17 protein-coding genes are annotated in these 16,718 nt (G+C 39.8%); 15 read left to right on the top strand and 2 right to left on the bottom strand.

The annotated features are described in order from the left end of the window. The first annotated feature begins 5 nt into the window (after positions 1–5). From truA to rpsI, 13 genes are all read left to right on the top strand, one after another. The gene (gene truA, locus QGT46_RS03560; protein ID WP_148459121.1) at positions 6–764 is read left to right on the top strand and encodes a tRNA pseudouridine(38-40) synthase TruA; all 759 of its coding nucleotides are present in this window, start codon (positions 6–8) and stop codon (positions 762–764) included. Further along, a complete protein-coding gene (locus QGT46_RS03555) occupies positions 765–1,157 on the top strand; it encodes a radical SAM protein (RefSeq protein ID WP_330655725.1) in 393 nt (130 codons plus the stop codon). After that, positions 1,132–3,228 carry a ribonucleoside triphosphate reductase gene (locus QGT46_RS03550; protein WP_270430634.1) on the top strand — a complete coding sequence of 699 codons (2,097 nt, stop codon included), beginning with the start codon at positions 1,132–1,134 and terminating at the stop codon, positions 3,226–3,228. Before QGT46_RS03555 ends, QGT46_RS03550 begins: the two co-directional genes overlap by 26 nt. A gap of 404 nt (positions 3,229–3,632) precedes the next feature. Further along, a complete protein-coding gene (locus QGT46_RS03545; RefSeq protein WP_148459122.1) occupies positions 3,633–5,480 on the top strand; it encodes a S8 family serine peptidase in 1,848 nt (615 codons plus the stop codon). 38 nt (positions 5,481–5,518) lie between these two features. After that, on the top strand, positions 5,519–6,679 hold the full coding sequence (locus QGT46_RS03540; protein WP_148459123.1) for a hypothetical protein: 1,161 nt from the start codon (positions 5,519–5,521) through the stop codon (positions 6,677–6,679). Positions 6,680–6,864: 185 nt separating this feature from the next. After that, entirely contained in the window at positions 6,865–7,143 is a 279-nt protein-coding gene (locus QGT46_RS03535; protein ID WP_330655731.1) for a DUF2712 domain-containing protein, read from the top strand. A 66-nt stretch (positions 7,144–7,209) separates the two neighbouring features. After that, positions 7,210–7,995 carry a hypothetical protein gene (locus QGT46_RS03530; RefSeq protein ID WP_148459125.1) on the top strand — a complete coding sequence of 262 codons (786 nt, stop codon included), beginning with the start codon at positions 7,210–7,212 and terminating at the stop codon, positions 7,993–7,995. After that, complete coding sequence (locus QGT46_RS03525; protein WP_148459126.1) at positions 7,982–8,728, top strand: WxPxxD family membrane protein; 747 nt, start codon at positions 7,982–7,984, stop codon at positions 8,726–8,728. The genes QGT46_RS03530 and QGT46_RS03525 overlap by 14 nt, the downstream gene beginning before the upstream one ends. After that, positions 8,715–9,413 carry a DUF2705 family protein gene (locus QGT46_RS03520; RefSeq protein WP_148459127.1) on the top strand — a complete coding sequence of 233 codons (699 nt, stop codon included), beginning with the start codon at positions 8,715–8,717 and terminating at the stop codon, positions 9,411–9,413. The genes QGT46_RS03525 and QGT46_RS03520 overlap by 14 nt, the downstream gene beginning before the upstream one ends. A gap of 14 nt (positions 9,414–9,427) precedes the next feature. After that, entirely contained in the window at positions 9,428–10,051 is a 624-nt protein-coding gene (locus tag QGT46_RS03515) for an ABC transporter ATP-binding protein (protein ID WP_148459128.1), read from the top strand. A 15-nt stretch (positions 10,052–10,066) separates the two neighbouring features. Further along, on the top strand, positions 10,067–10,621 hold the full coding sequence (locus QGT46_RS03510; RefSeq protein WP_148459129.1) for a hypothetical protein: 555 nt from the start codon (positions 10,067–10,069) through the stop codon (positions 10,619–10,621). Between the two features lie 159 nt (positions 10,622–10,780). After that, positions 10,781–11,215 carry a 50S ribosomal protein L13 gene (rplM, locus tag QGT46_RS03505; protein WP_006568523.1) on the top strand — a complete coding sequence of 145 codons (435 nt, stop codon included), beginning with the start codon at positions 10,781–10,783 and terminating at the stop codon, positions 11,213–11,215. A gap of 16 nt (positions 11,216–11,231) precedes the next feature. Beyond that, entirely contained in the window at positions 11,232–11,624 is a 393-nt protein-coding gene (gene rpsI / locus QGT46_RS03500; protein ID WP_006568524.1) for a 30S ribosomal protein S9, read from the top strand. Between the two features lie 339 nt (positions 11,625–11,963). Here the strand turns inward: rpsI and QGT46_RS03495 are convergent, their stop codons facing one another. Then, positions 11,964–12,587, bottom strand: coding sequence for a uracil-DNA glycosylase family protein (locus QGT46_RS03495; RefSeq protein ID WP_148459130.1), 624 nt, complete (start codon positions 12,585–12,587; stop codon positions 11,964–11,966). Next, entirely contained in the window at positions 12,584–13,510 is a 927-nt protein-coding gene (locus QGT46_RS03490; RefSeq protein WP_301589611.1) for a helix-turn-helix transcriptional regulator, read from the bottom strand. The genes QGT46_RS03495 and QGT46_RS03490 overlap by 4 nt, the downstream gene beginning before the upstream one ends. A 649-nt stretch (positions 13,511–14,159) precedes the next feature. Between QGT46_RS03490 and QGT46_RS03485 the strand changes: the two genes are divergently transcribed. Next, positions 14,160–16,073 (top strand): endonuclease MutS2, encoded by a 1,914-nt coding sequence (locus QGT46_RS03485; RefSeq protein WP_148459131.1) that lies wholly within the window; start codon positions 14,160–14,162, stop codon positions 16,071–16,073. Between the two features lie 24 nt (positions 16,074–16,097). Beyond that, positions 16,098–16,658, top strand: a complete 561-nt coding sequence (locus QGT46_RS03480) for a sugar O-acetyltransferase (protein WP_024729390.1) — start codon at positions 16,098–16,100, stop codon at positions 16,656–16,658. The last annotated feature ends 60 nt before the right edge of the window (positions 16,659–16,718 follow it).

The raw sequence follows: 16,718 nt of genomic DNA, 5'->3' as shown, positions 1-16,718 counted from the left end.
GATCTATGAAACGGATAAAATTAGAAGTGGCATATGAAGGGACAAATTACTGCGGCTGGCAGATACAGCCAAAGGATACGACCATAGAAGGGGTTCTCAATGAGAAACTTGGCAGTCTTTTAGGAGAAGAGATCACGGTGATCGGTGCCAGCCGCACCGACTCCGGGGTTCATGCCTTTGGGAATGTGGCAGTATTTGACACGGAGACGGAGATTCCGGGTGAGAGGATCGCCAGGGCTCTGAACCAGAGGCTGCCGGATGATATTGTCATACAGTCTTCCAAAGAAGTGAGGGACGATTTTCATCCCAGGTATCAGGATACGAGAAAAACTTATGAGTATACCATTTACAATTCAGAGTTTGACAATCCGGTCACGGCGAGGCATCATCATTTTGTTTATGTACCTTTGGATGTGGAGCGTATGCGTACAGCCGCCCGCTATTTTTTAGGTGAGCATGACTTTTTAAGCTTCTCCACTACAGGAAGTCCTACAAAGACTACTGTGCGCACGATTTATGAGTGTGAGGTGAGGCAGAACAGCCGGTATATTACAATGAGAGTTACGGGAAACGGATTTTTATATAATATGGTGAGGATGATGGCCGGAACTCTGATCTCCATTGGAAGGGGCAAAAGAGAACCGGAGTGGGTCCGGGAGCTTTTCCTGCATCCGAAAAGAGGAAAGGCAGGTCCAAATGCCCCGGCAAAAGGACTGACACTCATTAACATACGTTATATGAATGAAGAAAAGGAAGCGGATTAGATGAAGATTATGGGACTGCAAAAGTCAACACTCCTGGATTATCCGGGGAAAGTCGCCTGCACGGTATTTACCGGCAGGTGTAATTTTTTGTGTCCGTTCTGCCACAATGCGGAGCTGATCTCAGTGTCAGAGAAAGAGCAGGGGCTTTCACACAGCGGCCTGCTTGCTTTTTTAAAGAAGCGGAAAGGAGTCCTGGACGGAGTCTGCATTTCCGGAGGAGAACCGCTGATCCACGACGGGCTTTTGGAACTGATCGGAGAGATCAGGGAGCTTGGATATCTGGTAAAACTGGATACCAACGGAAGCTTTCCGGAAAAGCTCAAAAGGCTATATTTTATACAGAAAACAGAGAGAAAAGATCCGGAATATGAAGTCTACGATCCTGGACTATAAGGAGCTGGTGGACAGTTATGTGAAAGCCAGTGACTGGAGGGTAAAAGAAAACTCTACCGTGACATATTCCGTCGGAGGACTGATTTTAAGCAACAGCGGGGCTATCACGGCCAATTACTGGCTCTCCGAGATCTATGACGATGAGATTGCCGATGCCCACAGGAATGCGGACATCCATATCCATGATCTTTCCATGCTGACCGGTTACTGTGCGGGCTGGTCTTTAAAGCAGCTGATCCAGGAAGGTCTGGGAGGCGTGCGAGGTAAGATTACCTCCGCACCGGCAAAGCATTTGTCCACACTGTGCAATCAGATGGTCAATTTCCTTGGAATCATGCAGAATGAGTGGGCCGGCGCCCAGGCGTTCTCCTCTTTTGATACCTATCTGGCTCCATTTGTGAAGGCAGACAATCTGTCTTACTATGAAGTTAAAAAGTGTGTGCAGTCCTTTATTTTCGGCGTCAATATTCCGAGCCGCTGGGGAACCCAGGCACCTTTTTCTAACATTACTCTGGACTGGACTGTTCCGGATGATCTGGCTGAGCTCCCTGCCATCGTGGGCGGAAAAGAGATGGATTTCTGTTATAAAGACTGTAAAAAAGAGATGGACATGGTGAACAAGGCATTTATCGAAGTTATGATCGAAGGGGATGCCGAAGGACGGGGCTTCCAGTATCCGATCCCTACATATTCTATTACAAAAGACTTTGACTGGTCTGACACTGAAAATAACCGGCTGCTGTTTGAGATGACCGCTAAATACGGCACCCCGTATTTTTCTAATTATATCAACAGTGAAATGGAGCCGAGTGATGTGCGCAGCATGTGCTGCCGTCTGCGCCTGGATTTAAGAGAACTGCGCAAAAAAGCAGGGGGATTTTTCGGAAGCGGGGAGAGTACCGGCTCCGTAGGAGTAGTTACGGTCAATCTGCCTAAAATCGCCTATCTTTCTAAAGATGAAAAAGAATTCTATCACAGGCTGGATCATTTGATGGATGTGGCAGCAAGATCTTTAAAGATCAAAAGGACCATCATCACCAAACTATTCGATGAAGGGCTGTATCCTTATACGAAACGTTATTTGGATTCCTTTAATAATCACTTTTCTACCATCGGGCTGATAGGAATGAATGAAGCGGGTCTCAATGCAGACTGGATCAAAGCGGATCTGACCGAAGAAAAGGCGCAGGAATTCGCGAGGGAAGTATTGAATCATATGAGAAACCGTCTGTCAGATTACCAGGAAGAATACGGCGATCTCTATAATCTTGAAGCGACTCCGGCCGAGTCCACTACATACCGTCTGGCGAAGCATGACGTGGCAGAGTTCCCGGACATCATCACAGCTTCAGAAGAAGGAGGAACACCGTTCTACACAAACAGTTCCCATCTGCCAGTGGGATATACGGACGATGTTTTCGACGCGCTGGATATTCAGGATGAATTACAGACATTATATACATCAGGGACAGTTTTCCACACCTTTCTGGGAGAAAAGCTTCCGGATTGGAAAGCGGCCGCGGCTCTGGTGAAAAAGATCGCAGAAAATTACCGTCTTCCATATTATACGATTTCGCCGACCTACTCTGTGTGCAGCAACCACGGCTATTTAAACGGAGAGGTTTATGTTTGTCCGGTCTGCGGAGAGAAGACGGAAGTATACAGCAGGATCACGGGCTACTACCGACCGGTCCAGAATTGGAACGATGGAAAGGCACAGGAATATAAGGAGAGAAAGCTGTATGATGTAGAGCACTCAAGCCTGAAGGCCTCCAGGACTCCGAAAAAGGATGTAAGCATTGCCTCTGAGGCAGAAAAGAAGATGGAGGAAGCGGAAAAGATGCTTCTGTTTACCACAAAAACCTGTCCGAACTGCCGCATGGCTGGAGAAGTCCTGAAGGATTCCCAGATCCCTTTTGAGATTGTGGATGCGGAGGAACATCAGGAATTGGTGCAGGAATACGGCATCATGCAGGCTCCATCCCTGGTCGTACTGCGAGGGGAACAGTTCGAGACGCACTGCAATGTTTCCAATATTAAAAAATACGCAGAGCAGAATCACTGCGGCTGATGAGAACATGTTAAAATAAAATTCTTTTATTATGAAAACAGCAGTTTGTAAAAAAAACAAGCTGCTGTTTTCTTGTAAATAAATAGAAAAATATATGTCGATTATCGGAATGTTAAACCTTTTATCAACAATATAATCCAATTACTAGAAATATGATATAAAATAAAAAGAAAATCTAGTTACTCATCATATGAAGCGAAAAAGGGAGGTATTTCAGGAAAAGAAAGGAGAGGGATACCTATGATTGAAAAAAATCCATGTAATACTAAGGCGCCAACCTGTATCTGTACACTGTTGTACAGATTGTATCACATGGATGCTTATATTTTATCAGAATCGTAATAAAATTCAAGAAACAAGAAATGATAATTCTGTAAAATATAGGAGTGATTGAAGATGAAAATATGATTCAAGATCAGGTGCAGAAAACGGATTTGTTAGAAGAAGAACATATTTTGGTATCGAAATTGACAGAAACAGAGGCTGAGATTATTGAAAAAGATCAGCAGGTATTAGCAGTAGAGGAAGATATAAATGTATCTGCATCAGACCTGGATGATGGTTCTTTACAGAATACGGATGAAGGTACTTCTTGGAATTTGAAAAGTATTCATGTTGATGAGAAACAAGAAGTAAATCCAACGGAAAAAGTAAAAGTTGCACTTTTAGATTCAGGAATTGATTATCAGGAGGGTCTTGAGGTTAAAGAGAGAGTAAATCTGATAGCAGAAGGTGAGGAAATTTCACCAATGTTTGAGGATGTTTCCAATCATGGTACTTCCATTGCAAGTTTGCTAGTTAGCAAGAATAATAAAGTAGATGGCATTAATCAAAATATTGAGTTGTATTCTGCAAGAATTTTAGATGAGAAGAAGCAGGCACCAATTAGCCGTGTTGTAGAAGGAATTTATTGGGCAATTGAAAAAGATGTAAATATTATCAGCATCAGTTTTGGTACAAATCAATATTCGCAGGCTCTGCAGCAGGCAGTTGATGACGCAAATAAAAAGGGAATTTTAGTAATTGCTGCAGCAGGAAACCAAGGAGAAGATGGAACTGATAATGTAGAATACCCAGCAGCTTTTGACAATGTTATTGCTGTTGGCTCTGTAAATTCCAAGGCAGAAATTAGTGATTTTAGTTCTACAGGAAAAGAAGTAGATGTGGTGGCACCGGGAGAAGCGGTTCGTGCTACGGGGGCATTTGGAGAGACAATGGTAACTTCCGGAACCAGTATGGCTGTTCCTCATGTGGTAGGTACAGCGAGTCTTTTATGGCAAAAAGATACCTCAAAATCAAAAGAATTTATCAGAGATCTTTTAGAGGAAAGTGCAAGACCACTAGGTGATAAAGAAACTTATGGCAAGGGAATCATTGACTATGAATATGCCGAAAAAGTATATCCTACAGCGGAAGAGCAGTATCAGAAAGGAGATGATATTCAGGTAAAAGAAAATACCAAGAGTGTTAAGAAATATGATAACACTGCGGATGAAGCGAAGGTAGAGGGAACATGGTCCGGAACAAATCATCAAAAGTATTTAACTGATAAAGGTGTGAATTTAACGGCAATGAAGGCAGGAGCAGTATATCCGGATAGTGGAGTTCCTAGAATGTCAGTTTATCCGGATTTCCACGGATATTATCATCGGAAAATATCTGAAAATCCTGATAAATATGAAAGAGTCAATTATCTTGCAAGTTATCGGTTTTTAATTAAGATTGGTAATGCATATGGAAGAGGAGAATCTTATACGGCAGTAAAGAAAAGCGATATTCCGGGATTAACACAGAAAAGTTATGATGCTATTCGTAATGCATTTAAATCAAAAATTCATGCTAAAGCAAAAGGATATTCTTCGAATTCTAATCGAAAAGCATTTGTATTTGGAGTTGCAATGCATTCTGCAACAGATGCGTTTGCACATTCAACTTACAAATATGAATTCAAAGAGAAAGGAAAATGGGGACGCATTGATCATCCTAAGGCAGATGATACTTCGTATCAAAAGCGCCGATTTACAATGGCTTATCGAATTGAAAGAAATAACTTGTATAGATTTCAAGGAAAACGTAAAGAGGTGGCAGTTTGTCATGATTTTCATGCGTCTGGCGATAAGGATGGAACTTATTATGTAGCAGATAGTAGTAAAAAATATTATAGAATTACTTATATTTCTAAAAATGCTACAGAAGTACATATTACAGATTCAAATGTAATTAAACATTATGGAATGATTAACCTAAACTAGGTGTTGGAGAATAAGATTAGTAAAGGAGGAATGTAAGTATGAAACAAAAAGTAAAAAGCATAATGTTGGTTTTAATAACTTTTTTATTTGGTTTGTCAATTTCTGTGCAAACAAAGGGAAATGAGAGCCGATATAAAGATTGTACGGACGTACAGGAAATACAGGCTCCTTTTGTAAAAGAAATGAAAAATGCGACATGGCAGAATCCAGTGAGAGGTAATCCCTATAGGTTTAGTTCTAAAATGGCAGGGAAATATGTGAAAATTATTCCGCAGGGAGAAGGAACTTTATGCCTTCTAGTAGATGGTTGTACGATTTACGATGCTGATAAAAAGATAGTGAATATCTCTGAATCAGAGTGGAATAGTGGTACGTATTATATTAAAAATGTGAACAAAGATAGTGTGTATTACATTAAGATAGGAAACGAATATAATGAGTGGGATCAGTGCAATGCTTCTGTGACCGCATACATATGTCCGGATAATGTATCTCAAATCGAAAGCGGCAAGACATACATTCAATCAGCACAAGGGAAGTATCTGTATAAATACTTTACTTTGAAAAAACGAACGAAGAGTGTGATTACAATGTATCCGGCAGTCGTTGATTATAAGACACATACCTATTTTTATGTTCAACGAAAAGAGAAGGATGGATGGAAGAATGTTACAAAAAGACAGACTGTGGAAGCAGATGAACATGGAAAGCATGGAGCTGTTTTTGGATTAAAGAAAGGTCAGTATCGTATTGCGTTAAAATCGGCAGCTATGACACCTGGTAAGGAAAGTCAGTTTACTATAATTAGTATGGAAAATAGCACTTTGTCCGACAAATATCAGACGAAAAAATCCAAAGCGCAGAAAGTAAAGTTAAAGACGAAAAGGACTAACATTTATACACCAACAGAAAAAGCTTCCCGGTGGTACAGAGTTTACCGGAAAACAACAAAATATAAACGCTATATAACTGTTCGGGTAGAAAATAATTCCGGAAAAGTTAAGGTTGCAATTTATAAAAAAGGCAGAAGTAAACCTGTGAAAACCAGTATATTATTTTCTGATGCGAATGCTCCATATGAAAGGAGTGGAAAGAAAAAGTTGACGTATCGCTTGAAAAGTGGAAAGGGAACCTATTATGTAAAAGTAAGCAAATCAGGTTCTAAGATGAACGGACAGTATTCCATTCAATATAAGTAGTATTTTTTAAAAGGAAAATCAACAGAAAACGCAGCATAAATAAAAGTGCAGTGATAAATGAACCGTATCTTTATTTTCTGCATCCTAAGATAATCAGGACTTACAAAATAACAGGAAACCTCGGAATATATCGGTGATATACTCCCTTTTAGGCAGACAAGTGGAATAATAAACCTGAATTATTCATTTACGATGAAATCACAAAAAGAACAACAAATCCCTGGAAAGTAAAAATGATGTACAGCGCTGAGGGAACTGGGACAAAGGCTTTCTACTGGATTGCAAATGCAAGTTCAAAATCCAAGGTCACAGCTGGAATGACAGTGACTCAGGGATCACATGAGAGAAGGCAGGAACCTTACGCTTCTGCAAATCAAAAGTGGGTCAGGCTTGCGGTGAAGAATAATAATGATTCTAATAAAACTTATTATGTAAGCGGCGTATGGGATGAGGAAATTGATTAAAAAGAAAATAGCAGATTGTATACAATCTGCTATTTTCTTAACTACAATGTGGAAAGAGAATACATTATGTTACACAATCATTTAAAGAGAATTTTCAAAAATAAAGTGAAGCTGTTATTTGTTGTACTGTTTTTTTTGATACCATTATTGGATGGCCTGGAAATACTGAAGAACAACTTTGTTTTCCAACTTACGGGCAGCCAGAAACCTAATCCTCAGTTCAGCACATTTTTGGCTGCCCAGCAGGATCTTAATTTTATTTTTCATACTATTTTAATGTGGTTTCTGCCTCTTTATCTCCTGGTAATTGTAGGTGATGAGGGAACAGAAGATTATAAAACTGGTTATAGAAATATTTTGATAGAAAAAATCGGAAAAAAAGGATATCTTCTTGATAAAGCGGTTTTTTCTTTCTGTTTCTGTTTTGTTTTGTTTTTTGCTGCAATGATGCTAAATTATATTGTTGTAAACGTGGTTTGCTATGGAGGAAAGTCGATGATCCTTGATCCTGCGGATTCCCCATGGAATTTCTTGTACACTTGGGGGTGTCAGCATCCGGTGATTACAAACATTGGATTTATAATCGTAACTTCTTTTTTTGCAGGTTTGAGCGGCTGCCTTGGGAGCATGTTGTCATTGACCTTACATGACCGCAGAATCGTATATCCTCTGGCATTTTTTCTATGGTTTTTTTATGACCTGTTTACAAAGACCTCTTTGTTTTATCTGTTTCAGCCATTTACAGAATATGGATTTGAAACCCTGATTCCGTTATTTATAAGTACATTTCTAATATATGCTGTGCTGATTACAGGAATGTATTTCTGGGAGGTCAAACATGAAACGATATAGAAAATATTTGCTGTGTTTTGCGGTCTGTCTCATCATTTTTGCATTGGTCTGGCATTTTGAAAACTTGAGTTATTTTAAGATAAGGACAAGGATTCCGTCAGAAACACTGTTTCTGTTGGGATTTGCCAGCGCAGGCGGAGGATACCTGGGGCTTGAGCATCACGCACAAGTATATTCTCTGATCTTTTTATTTTTTTTATATAAAATGAAAATTGGAGAATCTTCAATCAGACTCCTTCGTCTTTCCTCTAGAGAAGAATGTTACAAAAAGCATATCATAAATATCGTTATTATTGCGCTGATTTTCAGTACGGCCATGCATCTTATCAATCTTTTGTTCGTTTCGATCCATATGTCATTGGGGCTGATGGAAAAGACAGGATTTTTTCATTATTTTCCTGTGGCTGTATTGATTTCAGCATTTTACTTCATTCGGATAGGGATTATCACCCAGCTCTTCTCTGATCTAATGCAGAATAAAACAGTTCCATATCTGTTGACTTTTGTTTTATGCTATCTGGAACAGTGTCCGGTCGAATTTGTGGAAGAAGTGCCGACGACATGGAGATTATGTGTGGATCTTCAGCTTTTTTATCAATGTGTAAGTGGAACAGCTTCCATAGGCTATATCTCCATTGTTTTTGTAAGACAGATCAGCATTATGGTTGTTTTGCTTATGGTCGGGGCCTGCGTATTTAAGAGAAAGGACTTTTTGACGAGTGAAAAAAAATAGACTGCAGATTTTTGTTTTTTTGATTTTTATTTTTGCCATGCAGAAATCAGCTATTTTAAACAGTGAAGATGCGGCATATGCTTTTCCATTTGCCGCAGGCTTTAAGGTGCCAGAGGACAAAATAACGGATATTGGAGAATTTTTGATTATTGCAATACCTATCTTTCTGCTTATGTTCTTATTTGGAGGAAGATTTGACAATATAAGATCTGGATATGGGAAACTTTTGATCATTAGGGATGTGCGTCGGACAAAGCTCTGCTTCAAACAAGTTTTAAACTTATATTTTGGGTTTGCAGGCTGTGTTTTGATTCAGACTTTGATCTTTCTGAATACGCGGAATGGAGAAACAGGTACTGTTGTAAAAATGTTGGTTTTATATTATTTAACCATTACCGCGGTACTGATGCTCCAGGGGGTTCTGGAACTATATATAGATTCCGTTTATGCCAATATAGCTGTATTAATTTATTTTACAGTATCCATTTTATCGGGGGACAGATTTATGGGGCAGGACAGCGGGATGATTCTTCATTCTGTCTTATTCCCCAATTTGGCCTTTGGCTATCGGAACGGTTGTATTGGGAGCGGTGAGTGCAGTATAGCATTTTTGACAATACTTGTGGTCAACATACTTCTGGTGGGAATTTCAGTGAAAAGATTCAGATCATGTGATATATTTTAAAGGAAGGAAACAGTATGATAGAGTTAATAAATATAAGTAAAAAAATTGGGAAAAAGGACATACTGAGAAACATATCTTACCGATTTGAAGATGGAAAAGTATATGGGTTATGTGGTTACAATGGCTGCGGGAAAACAATGCTTTTAAGAGCTATTGCGGGCTTGATTACAATAAATGAAGGAGAAATATTGTCAGATGGGAAGAAACTTCATAAGGATCTCTCCTTTCCTGAAAATACCGGAATTGTAATTGAAAATATGGAACTTTTACCTCAATACACTGCATTTCAAAACATGCAAATGTTAGCGGATATTAAAAAAATTGCTTCGGATGAAGATATTATAGAAGCGCTGAAAAGAGTTGGTCTGGAAGAGAATAAAGACACAAAAGTAAAGAAGTTTTCGCTTGGTATGAGGCAACGGCTAAATATAGCTCAGGCGATATTTGAGCATCAAAATTTGATTCTTCTGGATGAACCGACAAATGCTCTGGATAAAACTGGAGTGGAACTTATCTATCGGATCATAAGAGAAGAGGCAAAAAGAGGAGCCATCGTCATTATTGCAACCCATCACCAGCAGGATCTGGAAAGTGTATGCGATCATATTATTGAAATAGAAAATGGGATGATTTGTTAAAAGGGGTATACAGCTATGAAGAGAAAAAGAAGATATATAGTTTTTATTGCAATGTTAACTGTTGCCGCAATTTTATGTTCTGGATGTAAAACAGAACATAAAACAACGGAATTAAATCAGGAGAATCAGAGTTTTGAGAAAAAACTGATGAAAAAACTTTCTTCTGCGGAAAAGCAGGCAAGAAAGGATTCTAAGGACATAGAAAAGAATGGGGAACAAATCAGAAAAAGTTTTATCTACATCAGTAAGAATTTGGGGAAAGTAGAGGAAAAAGAAAATCAGCCTGAGATGATGGACTGCACGGCATATATATACAATCTGATTGTTATCAGGAAGGATGTCCATGAAAATAAAAAAAATATGACTCATGAGGATCAGGCTTTTATAAAAAATGTAGAAAAGCAGAATATCACAAAAATGGTTGGTGCATTATACAATTACCTGTTGTCATCCGGAGAAGCAGAATATAAGGATTCTCTCGATGAGGCAGAGAAATACATGAAAGATATAAAAAAGGCGGGATTGGATTCGGAAGTGAAAAAACTTATCGATATATTGGCCGAGAAATAATATAATATATAAGGCTTTTTGGATAAAATTTATTGACACACCCCGGTCAGTGTTATATAATATGAAAATGTGACATAAAAGAAAATGCTTACCCCAATGCCCCGGAGGGAGTATTTTATATAGAAGACACATTGATTGAGAAATTTAGGAGGAAGAACCATGAAGAGCTTTATGGCAAGCCCATCAACAATTGAAAGAGAATGGTATGTAGTTGACGCCACAGGACATACATTAGGACGTTTAGCATCAGAGATCGCAAAAGTTTTAAGAGGAAAGAATAAGCCGACTTATACTCCTCACATTGACACAGGCGACAACGTGATCGTTGTGAACGCAGATAAAATCCAGGTAACAGGAAAGAAATTAGACCAGAAGATCTACTACAATCACTCTGATTATGTAGGCGGAATGAAAGAAACAACTTTAAAAGAAAAAATGGCAAAAAAGCCTGAAGATGTTATCTATCTTGCAGTAAAAGGTATGCTTCCAAAAGGTCCTTTGGGAAGAGCAATGATTAAGAAACTTCACGTATATGCAGGCGCAGAGCACAACAACCAGGCTCAGCAGCCAAAAGCATTAGAGATCAAGTATTAAGAAGGAGGACGATTAAGTGGCTACAGCAAAATATTACGGAACTGGTAGAAGAAAAAGCAGTATCGCTAGAGTATATTTAGTACCAGGAACAGGAAAGATCACAATCAATAAAAGAGATATTGACGAATATTTAGGATTAGAGACATTAAAAGTAGTCGTACGCCAGCCATTGGTTGCTACTGACACTCTCGGAAAATACGATGTATTGGTAAATGTTATCGGCGGTGGATTTACAGGACAGGCAGGAGCAATCCGCCACGGTATTTCCAGAGCTTTATTACAGGTTGACGGAGACTTCCGTCCGGTATTAAAGAAAGCAGGATATTTAACCAGAGATCCTCGTATGAAGGAAAGAAAGAAACCGGGACTTCGTTCTGCACGTCGTGCACCACAGTTCTCAAAACGATAATTTTTGCTATATAAGAGAATTAATCAACCCCATGAAAACTTTTTGTTTTCATGGGGTCTTTTTATAATAAGAGAATATGAATTTACTAAAAAATACAAAATTGGAATTGTAATAAATAAAATAGTATGATAAAATTTGGTTATGGAACAACCGTGTTACAGGGTGGTTTGACCTTCATACATTTGATCAGTCATTAGCTATGCATAGAAAAACCACCCTTGAGAACTTTGGCAAGTAATAGAGTGGATTTTCTGCCTTTATTATTAGGTCAAACCGCTTTGGACGGTTGTTCCTTTTTCTGCTTAAAATATACCACTAATTTGAAAGTTTGTAAAGAATTCATTTTTGATGAAGATGAAACACAATACCTTGATTGATTATATAAATCATGTTAGAAATATCTTCAGAAGCCATCTGAAACTTCGACTTTTCAATTAGGATGTTTGTCCCTGTCATAATATAGGAGGGCATCAGTCGTATATTTTTATAGTAAATTTCGCTGTGGCGCAGTTTGTATGTTGAAACAGCAGGAATTGCATTCCTTTTCGTTGTTTTTTTAGCGATCATGTTCATTGCTTTTTTTGCCACATCCCCCATCAGCATGACTACCTGGACATTAGGAAATAAGGACAGCTCCTTCTCAAGAAAGGGCAGGCTTTCTTCGATCATGCTTCTTTCAACGGAAGTGTGAGATTTTGGTTTCTTTACTGCATTTGTAATATAGATCCCCAAGTCCAGCAGCTCTTTTGCTGTTTTCACTGCTATCCCTGCGTTGTGGAAAAGAGAAATAGCGGCAGAAAGATATTCTCCCTCCTGTTTTCCATAAAAATCGTTATCAGGATCTTGGGGAACGACTTCATTAATAAGTACAGCTTTGATATTCTCCGGGACAACATCAACGTCATTGAAATAAAAATTACTGCCCGAAGCATCTATGGTTTGCAAACTTTTTTTTATATTCATAATCCCGCTCCTTTGTGATGGTTTAGAGCTTTTTCACACCGCTCTATGATTTCTTCTTTTAAGCTTATCGGGTGTACAATTTCAACATTCTCTCCGAAAGATAATAACATTTCGTACAGCCATTCGTTCCGGGGCAGCGACGCCTTTACAACAATCTGTTTATTGTTTTGTATTATCGCCTCTTCACTGAAAATATCTAAAACTCTATGCCCCATGTTCAGTGGAAAGCGAAGTTCTATTTCGCATAATACTTCCATATCCTCAGGCAGCGGCAAAATTCTTGAACTGTCATCAGAAATTTCATCAAACATAATTTCTGTGAGCTCTAGCTTTCTCATTCTTGAGATACGGAATAATCTGTAATCTTTTCTTTTGCAGCAAAATCCAAACAAATACCACGACCTGTCTTTATACAATAATTTTATCGGACGGCACCGCCTTTCACTGATGTCTCCTTTGGAGTTATAATAACAAAATATAATTTCCTGTCTTTTTAAAACAGAGGTTTTCAGCAGAGAAAATATTTCGCTTTCTTTTTGAACGCAGGCTCCCCAGCGAGAAAAATCAATTTCAATCCAGTCTGTATTTGTCTGCTTAAAAAGAGCACGTAATTTTTCTAATGTACTTTCATGATCGGAATACCGGGCAGCGGATAAGCTTTGCAGACCGATTAAGATATCCTGAATATCAGACTCAGACAGCAAGGCTTTGCTGATTATAAAATCATCATACAGTTTAATACCGCCGTCCCTTCCGGCAGCGGCATATACTGGGATTCCTGCACTGTTCATTACATCAATATCGCGGTAAATGGTTCTCACAGATACTTCAAACTTTGAGGCCAGTTCAGGTGCAGTTGCCTGTCCTTTTTCCAACAGATAGTAAATAATTTTGAATAAGCGGCTTTCGTGCAATCGTTTCACCTCCTTGTCCCCTATTATATCAGACAAACCCTGACAACGTGTGTCAGGATAAAAATGGATGTTGACAATATCAATGTCAGAGACTATAATAAATAAAAATGAGAAATGAAATGAGGTGTCTTGGTGTTACGGGTTTCTGGAATGAGCATTGCAGAAAAATAAAATATTGATCAGGAAGGACAGGTATGGATATGCCGGTCTGTCTTTTATCAGCCTGCCTATAACTGCAGTCTGATCTGATATTTTGCCTTACGAACCCGTTTCATACGCTTTATATAGATGGAAAGAGATGTTGGAACATAGCTGTAATGCTGTGTTTTTTTATTATTTTAATTTAGACTTCTTTCGTCAGAAGATCACAGGGAATGTACCGGTTTCGGGGCAATGTATCTGTGATCTTTATTTTATTTCATAGGAAAGTTCTACGACCTTCCCTATGAAATAAAAACGCTCCGCGGGTTGTGCACAGATGCGTAAGGAAATTATTTGCCTGCGGCAAATTGCATCTGGCACGCAAAGTTGTCAAGCCCCTCAAAGAGTGAGGGAGGGGTTGGGGCGTTGAAGTGGGCTTGCCCACTTTGTTCTTTCAAGAAAATGTAATTTTGATATTATAGGCATAATTCTGTCTTGACTGAGAAAGGAATCTATTATGAAAAATGAATCATTAAAGACACTAGGTTATTATCAGATATTAGAGCAGCTCAAAGACTATGCATTTTCTGCGGGTGCAAAGGAACGGATCGGCCGGATGCGGCCTTTACTGTCTGAACTGAAACTGAGGAAGTATATAAATGACACATCCCAGGCCAAAGGAATGGTGGAGGCGTATGGAACACCACCTCTTCCGGCCATGGACCATATGGATGAATATATTAAAAAAGCAGCTGCGGGGGCATTGCTCCTGCCGGAAGAACTGGAAGAATTGTGTATGTTTTTAAATTCTGTCGGACGGCTGAAGATCTACCTTGGAAAAGGGGAGGATGAAAAAATCAGCCTGGCCTTTTATAATCAGAATTTAGAATCCCTGGATGACTTGAAAGAAGAGATCAGGCGATGTATCAGGAATGGAAGAGTAGATGACTATGCATCACCGTACCTGAAAGACATCCGAAAGCAGATTGTTTTGCTCAGTGAGAAAATCGGAGAGAAAGCTGAAAAAGCACTGAAGGCAAATAAAGCTTATTTAAGCGATGCATTTGTTGTGAAGAGAAACGGAAGGTATTGTATTCCTGTTCGTAAAAAATGCAGAAATATGGTTTTGGGAAGCGCAGTTGACCAGTCTTCCACCGGTGCCACTATATTTGTGGAGCCTGCTTCGGTTGCAGGGCTCAGAGAGGAACTGGAACTTTATCAGATTGAGGAGGATTCGGAAGAAAGAAGAATCCTTTACAGCCTGACGAGCCTGGCAGCCCAGAACGAGGAAGCTTTGAAAGAAGATATTCGCGTGATCGAAAAGCTTGACTTTATATTTGCCAAGGGACGCCTGAGTCTTCACATGGATGCAGTTGAACCTGAGATCAATACAGAGCATTATATCAGGCTGAAGAAAGCCAGGCATCCAATGCTGTCAGGAAATACCTGCGTGCCATTAGACTTTGAAATAGGCAGAGAAAACCGTGGAGTCATCATAACAGGACCAAATACAGGAGGAAAAACGGTTGCAATTAAGACCGTCGCCTTAATGAGCGCGATGGCATGCTCCGGGCTTCATGTTCCCTGTGAGCGTGCAGAGATCTGCATGCAAAATGAAATCCTCTGTGATATTGGGGACGGACAGAATATTTCTGATAACCTGTCTACCTTTTCAGCCCACATCAAGAATGTTCTGGAAATATTAAAAAGAAGTCAGAAAGACAGTCTTGTAATATTGGATGAACTCGGTTCTGGGACCGACCCGGCGGAAGGGATGGGAATTGCTGTGGCGATCCTTGAAGAATTGAGGAACAGCGGGGCATTATTCCTGGTGACTACTCATTATCCGGAAGTAAAAGAATACGCTGACCGGTATCCGGAAGTGGTGAATGCAAGAATGGAGTTTGACAGGGAAACTCTGAAGCCCTTGTACCGGCTGAAGGTAGGCGAGGCGGGAGAGAGCTGCGCCCTCTACATTGCAAAGCGGCTTGGTTTCCCGGGGAAAATGCTCAGTGCTGCAGCCAGAGAGGCGTACGGAGATAAAAGCGAGGCTGTCATAGACAGTTTGCAGCTAACAGATACACAGGAGAGACTGCGGAGGGAAAAAGCCCCGTCCATTCAAAAGACAGAGAAGAAAAAGGAAACTAAAATAAGAAAATTTGTTACCGGGGACAGTGTGACAGTCCTGCCGGAAGGAGAGATCGGGATTGTAGTGAAGCCTGCCGATGAAAACGGTCAGGTGTTGGTACAGATTAAGAAAGAAAAGAAGTTCTGCAGCCATAAACGCCTGAAACTAAAAGTAGCAGCAACAGAACTATATCCCGAGGACTATGATTTTTCCATTATTTTTGATACAGTAGAAAACAGAAAGGCAAGACATAAAATGGGGAAAGGCTTTCGGGAGGACCTGGTCATAAAGACAGACGAATAGAGAAAAGAACAGGAGGAATTGAGAATGACAGAGAAGGAAAAAGCGGCTTTGGGAATGCTTTATAATGCAAACTATGATACTGATTTAAAGGAAGAGAGACTTGATTGTCAGGAGCTGTGTGCAGAATATAACCGGCTGATGCCGAAGGAATTGGAAAAAAGGACAGAACTCATGAAGAGGATTCTGGGAAAAACAGAGGGAGAATTCACAGTGGAGCAGCCGTTTTTTTGTGACTACGGCTATAATATTGAAGTTGGTGAGAGGTGTTTTCTGAACTATAACTGTACTATTTTAGACGGAGCCAAAGTTACATTTGGACACGATGTCTTCGTTGCGCCTAATTGTTCCTTTTATACAGCGGGACACCCCTTTGATATTAAACAGAGAAATGAGGGGCTTGAATACGCTTATCCGATCCATATAGGCAGCAATGTCTGGATCGGAGGAAATGTGACAGTGCTTCCCGGGGTGTCTGTCGGTGACGGCACGGTTATTGCTGCCGGAAGTGTTGTGACCAAGGATCTGCCCGCCGGGGTGCTGGCGGCCGGAAATCCATGCAAAATCATTCGGATGCTGTCTGAATAACAGAAAGGAGAAGCGGCGGGAAATTGAGGCTGCATTGCACATTTTTAAGTACAATGCTAT

Origin of the sequence: Anaerostipes faecis, from assembly GCF_910574135.1 — a bacterium.
Lineage (GTDB): Bacteria > Bacillota > Clostridia > Lachnospirales > Lachnospiraceae > Anaerostipes > Anaerostipes hominis.
Note: the sequence above shows the minus strand (reverse complement) of the source record. Positions and strands in the feature narration are given on the sequence as shown.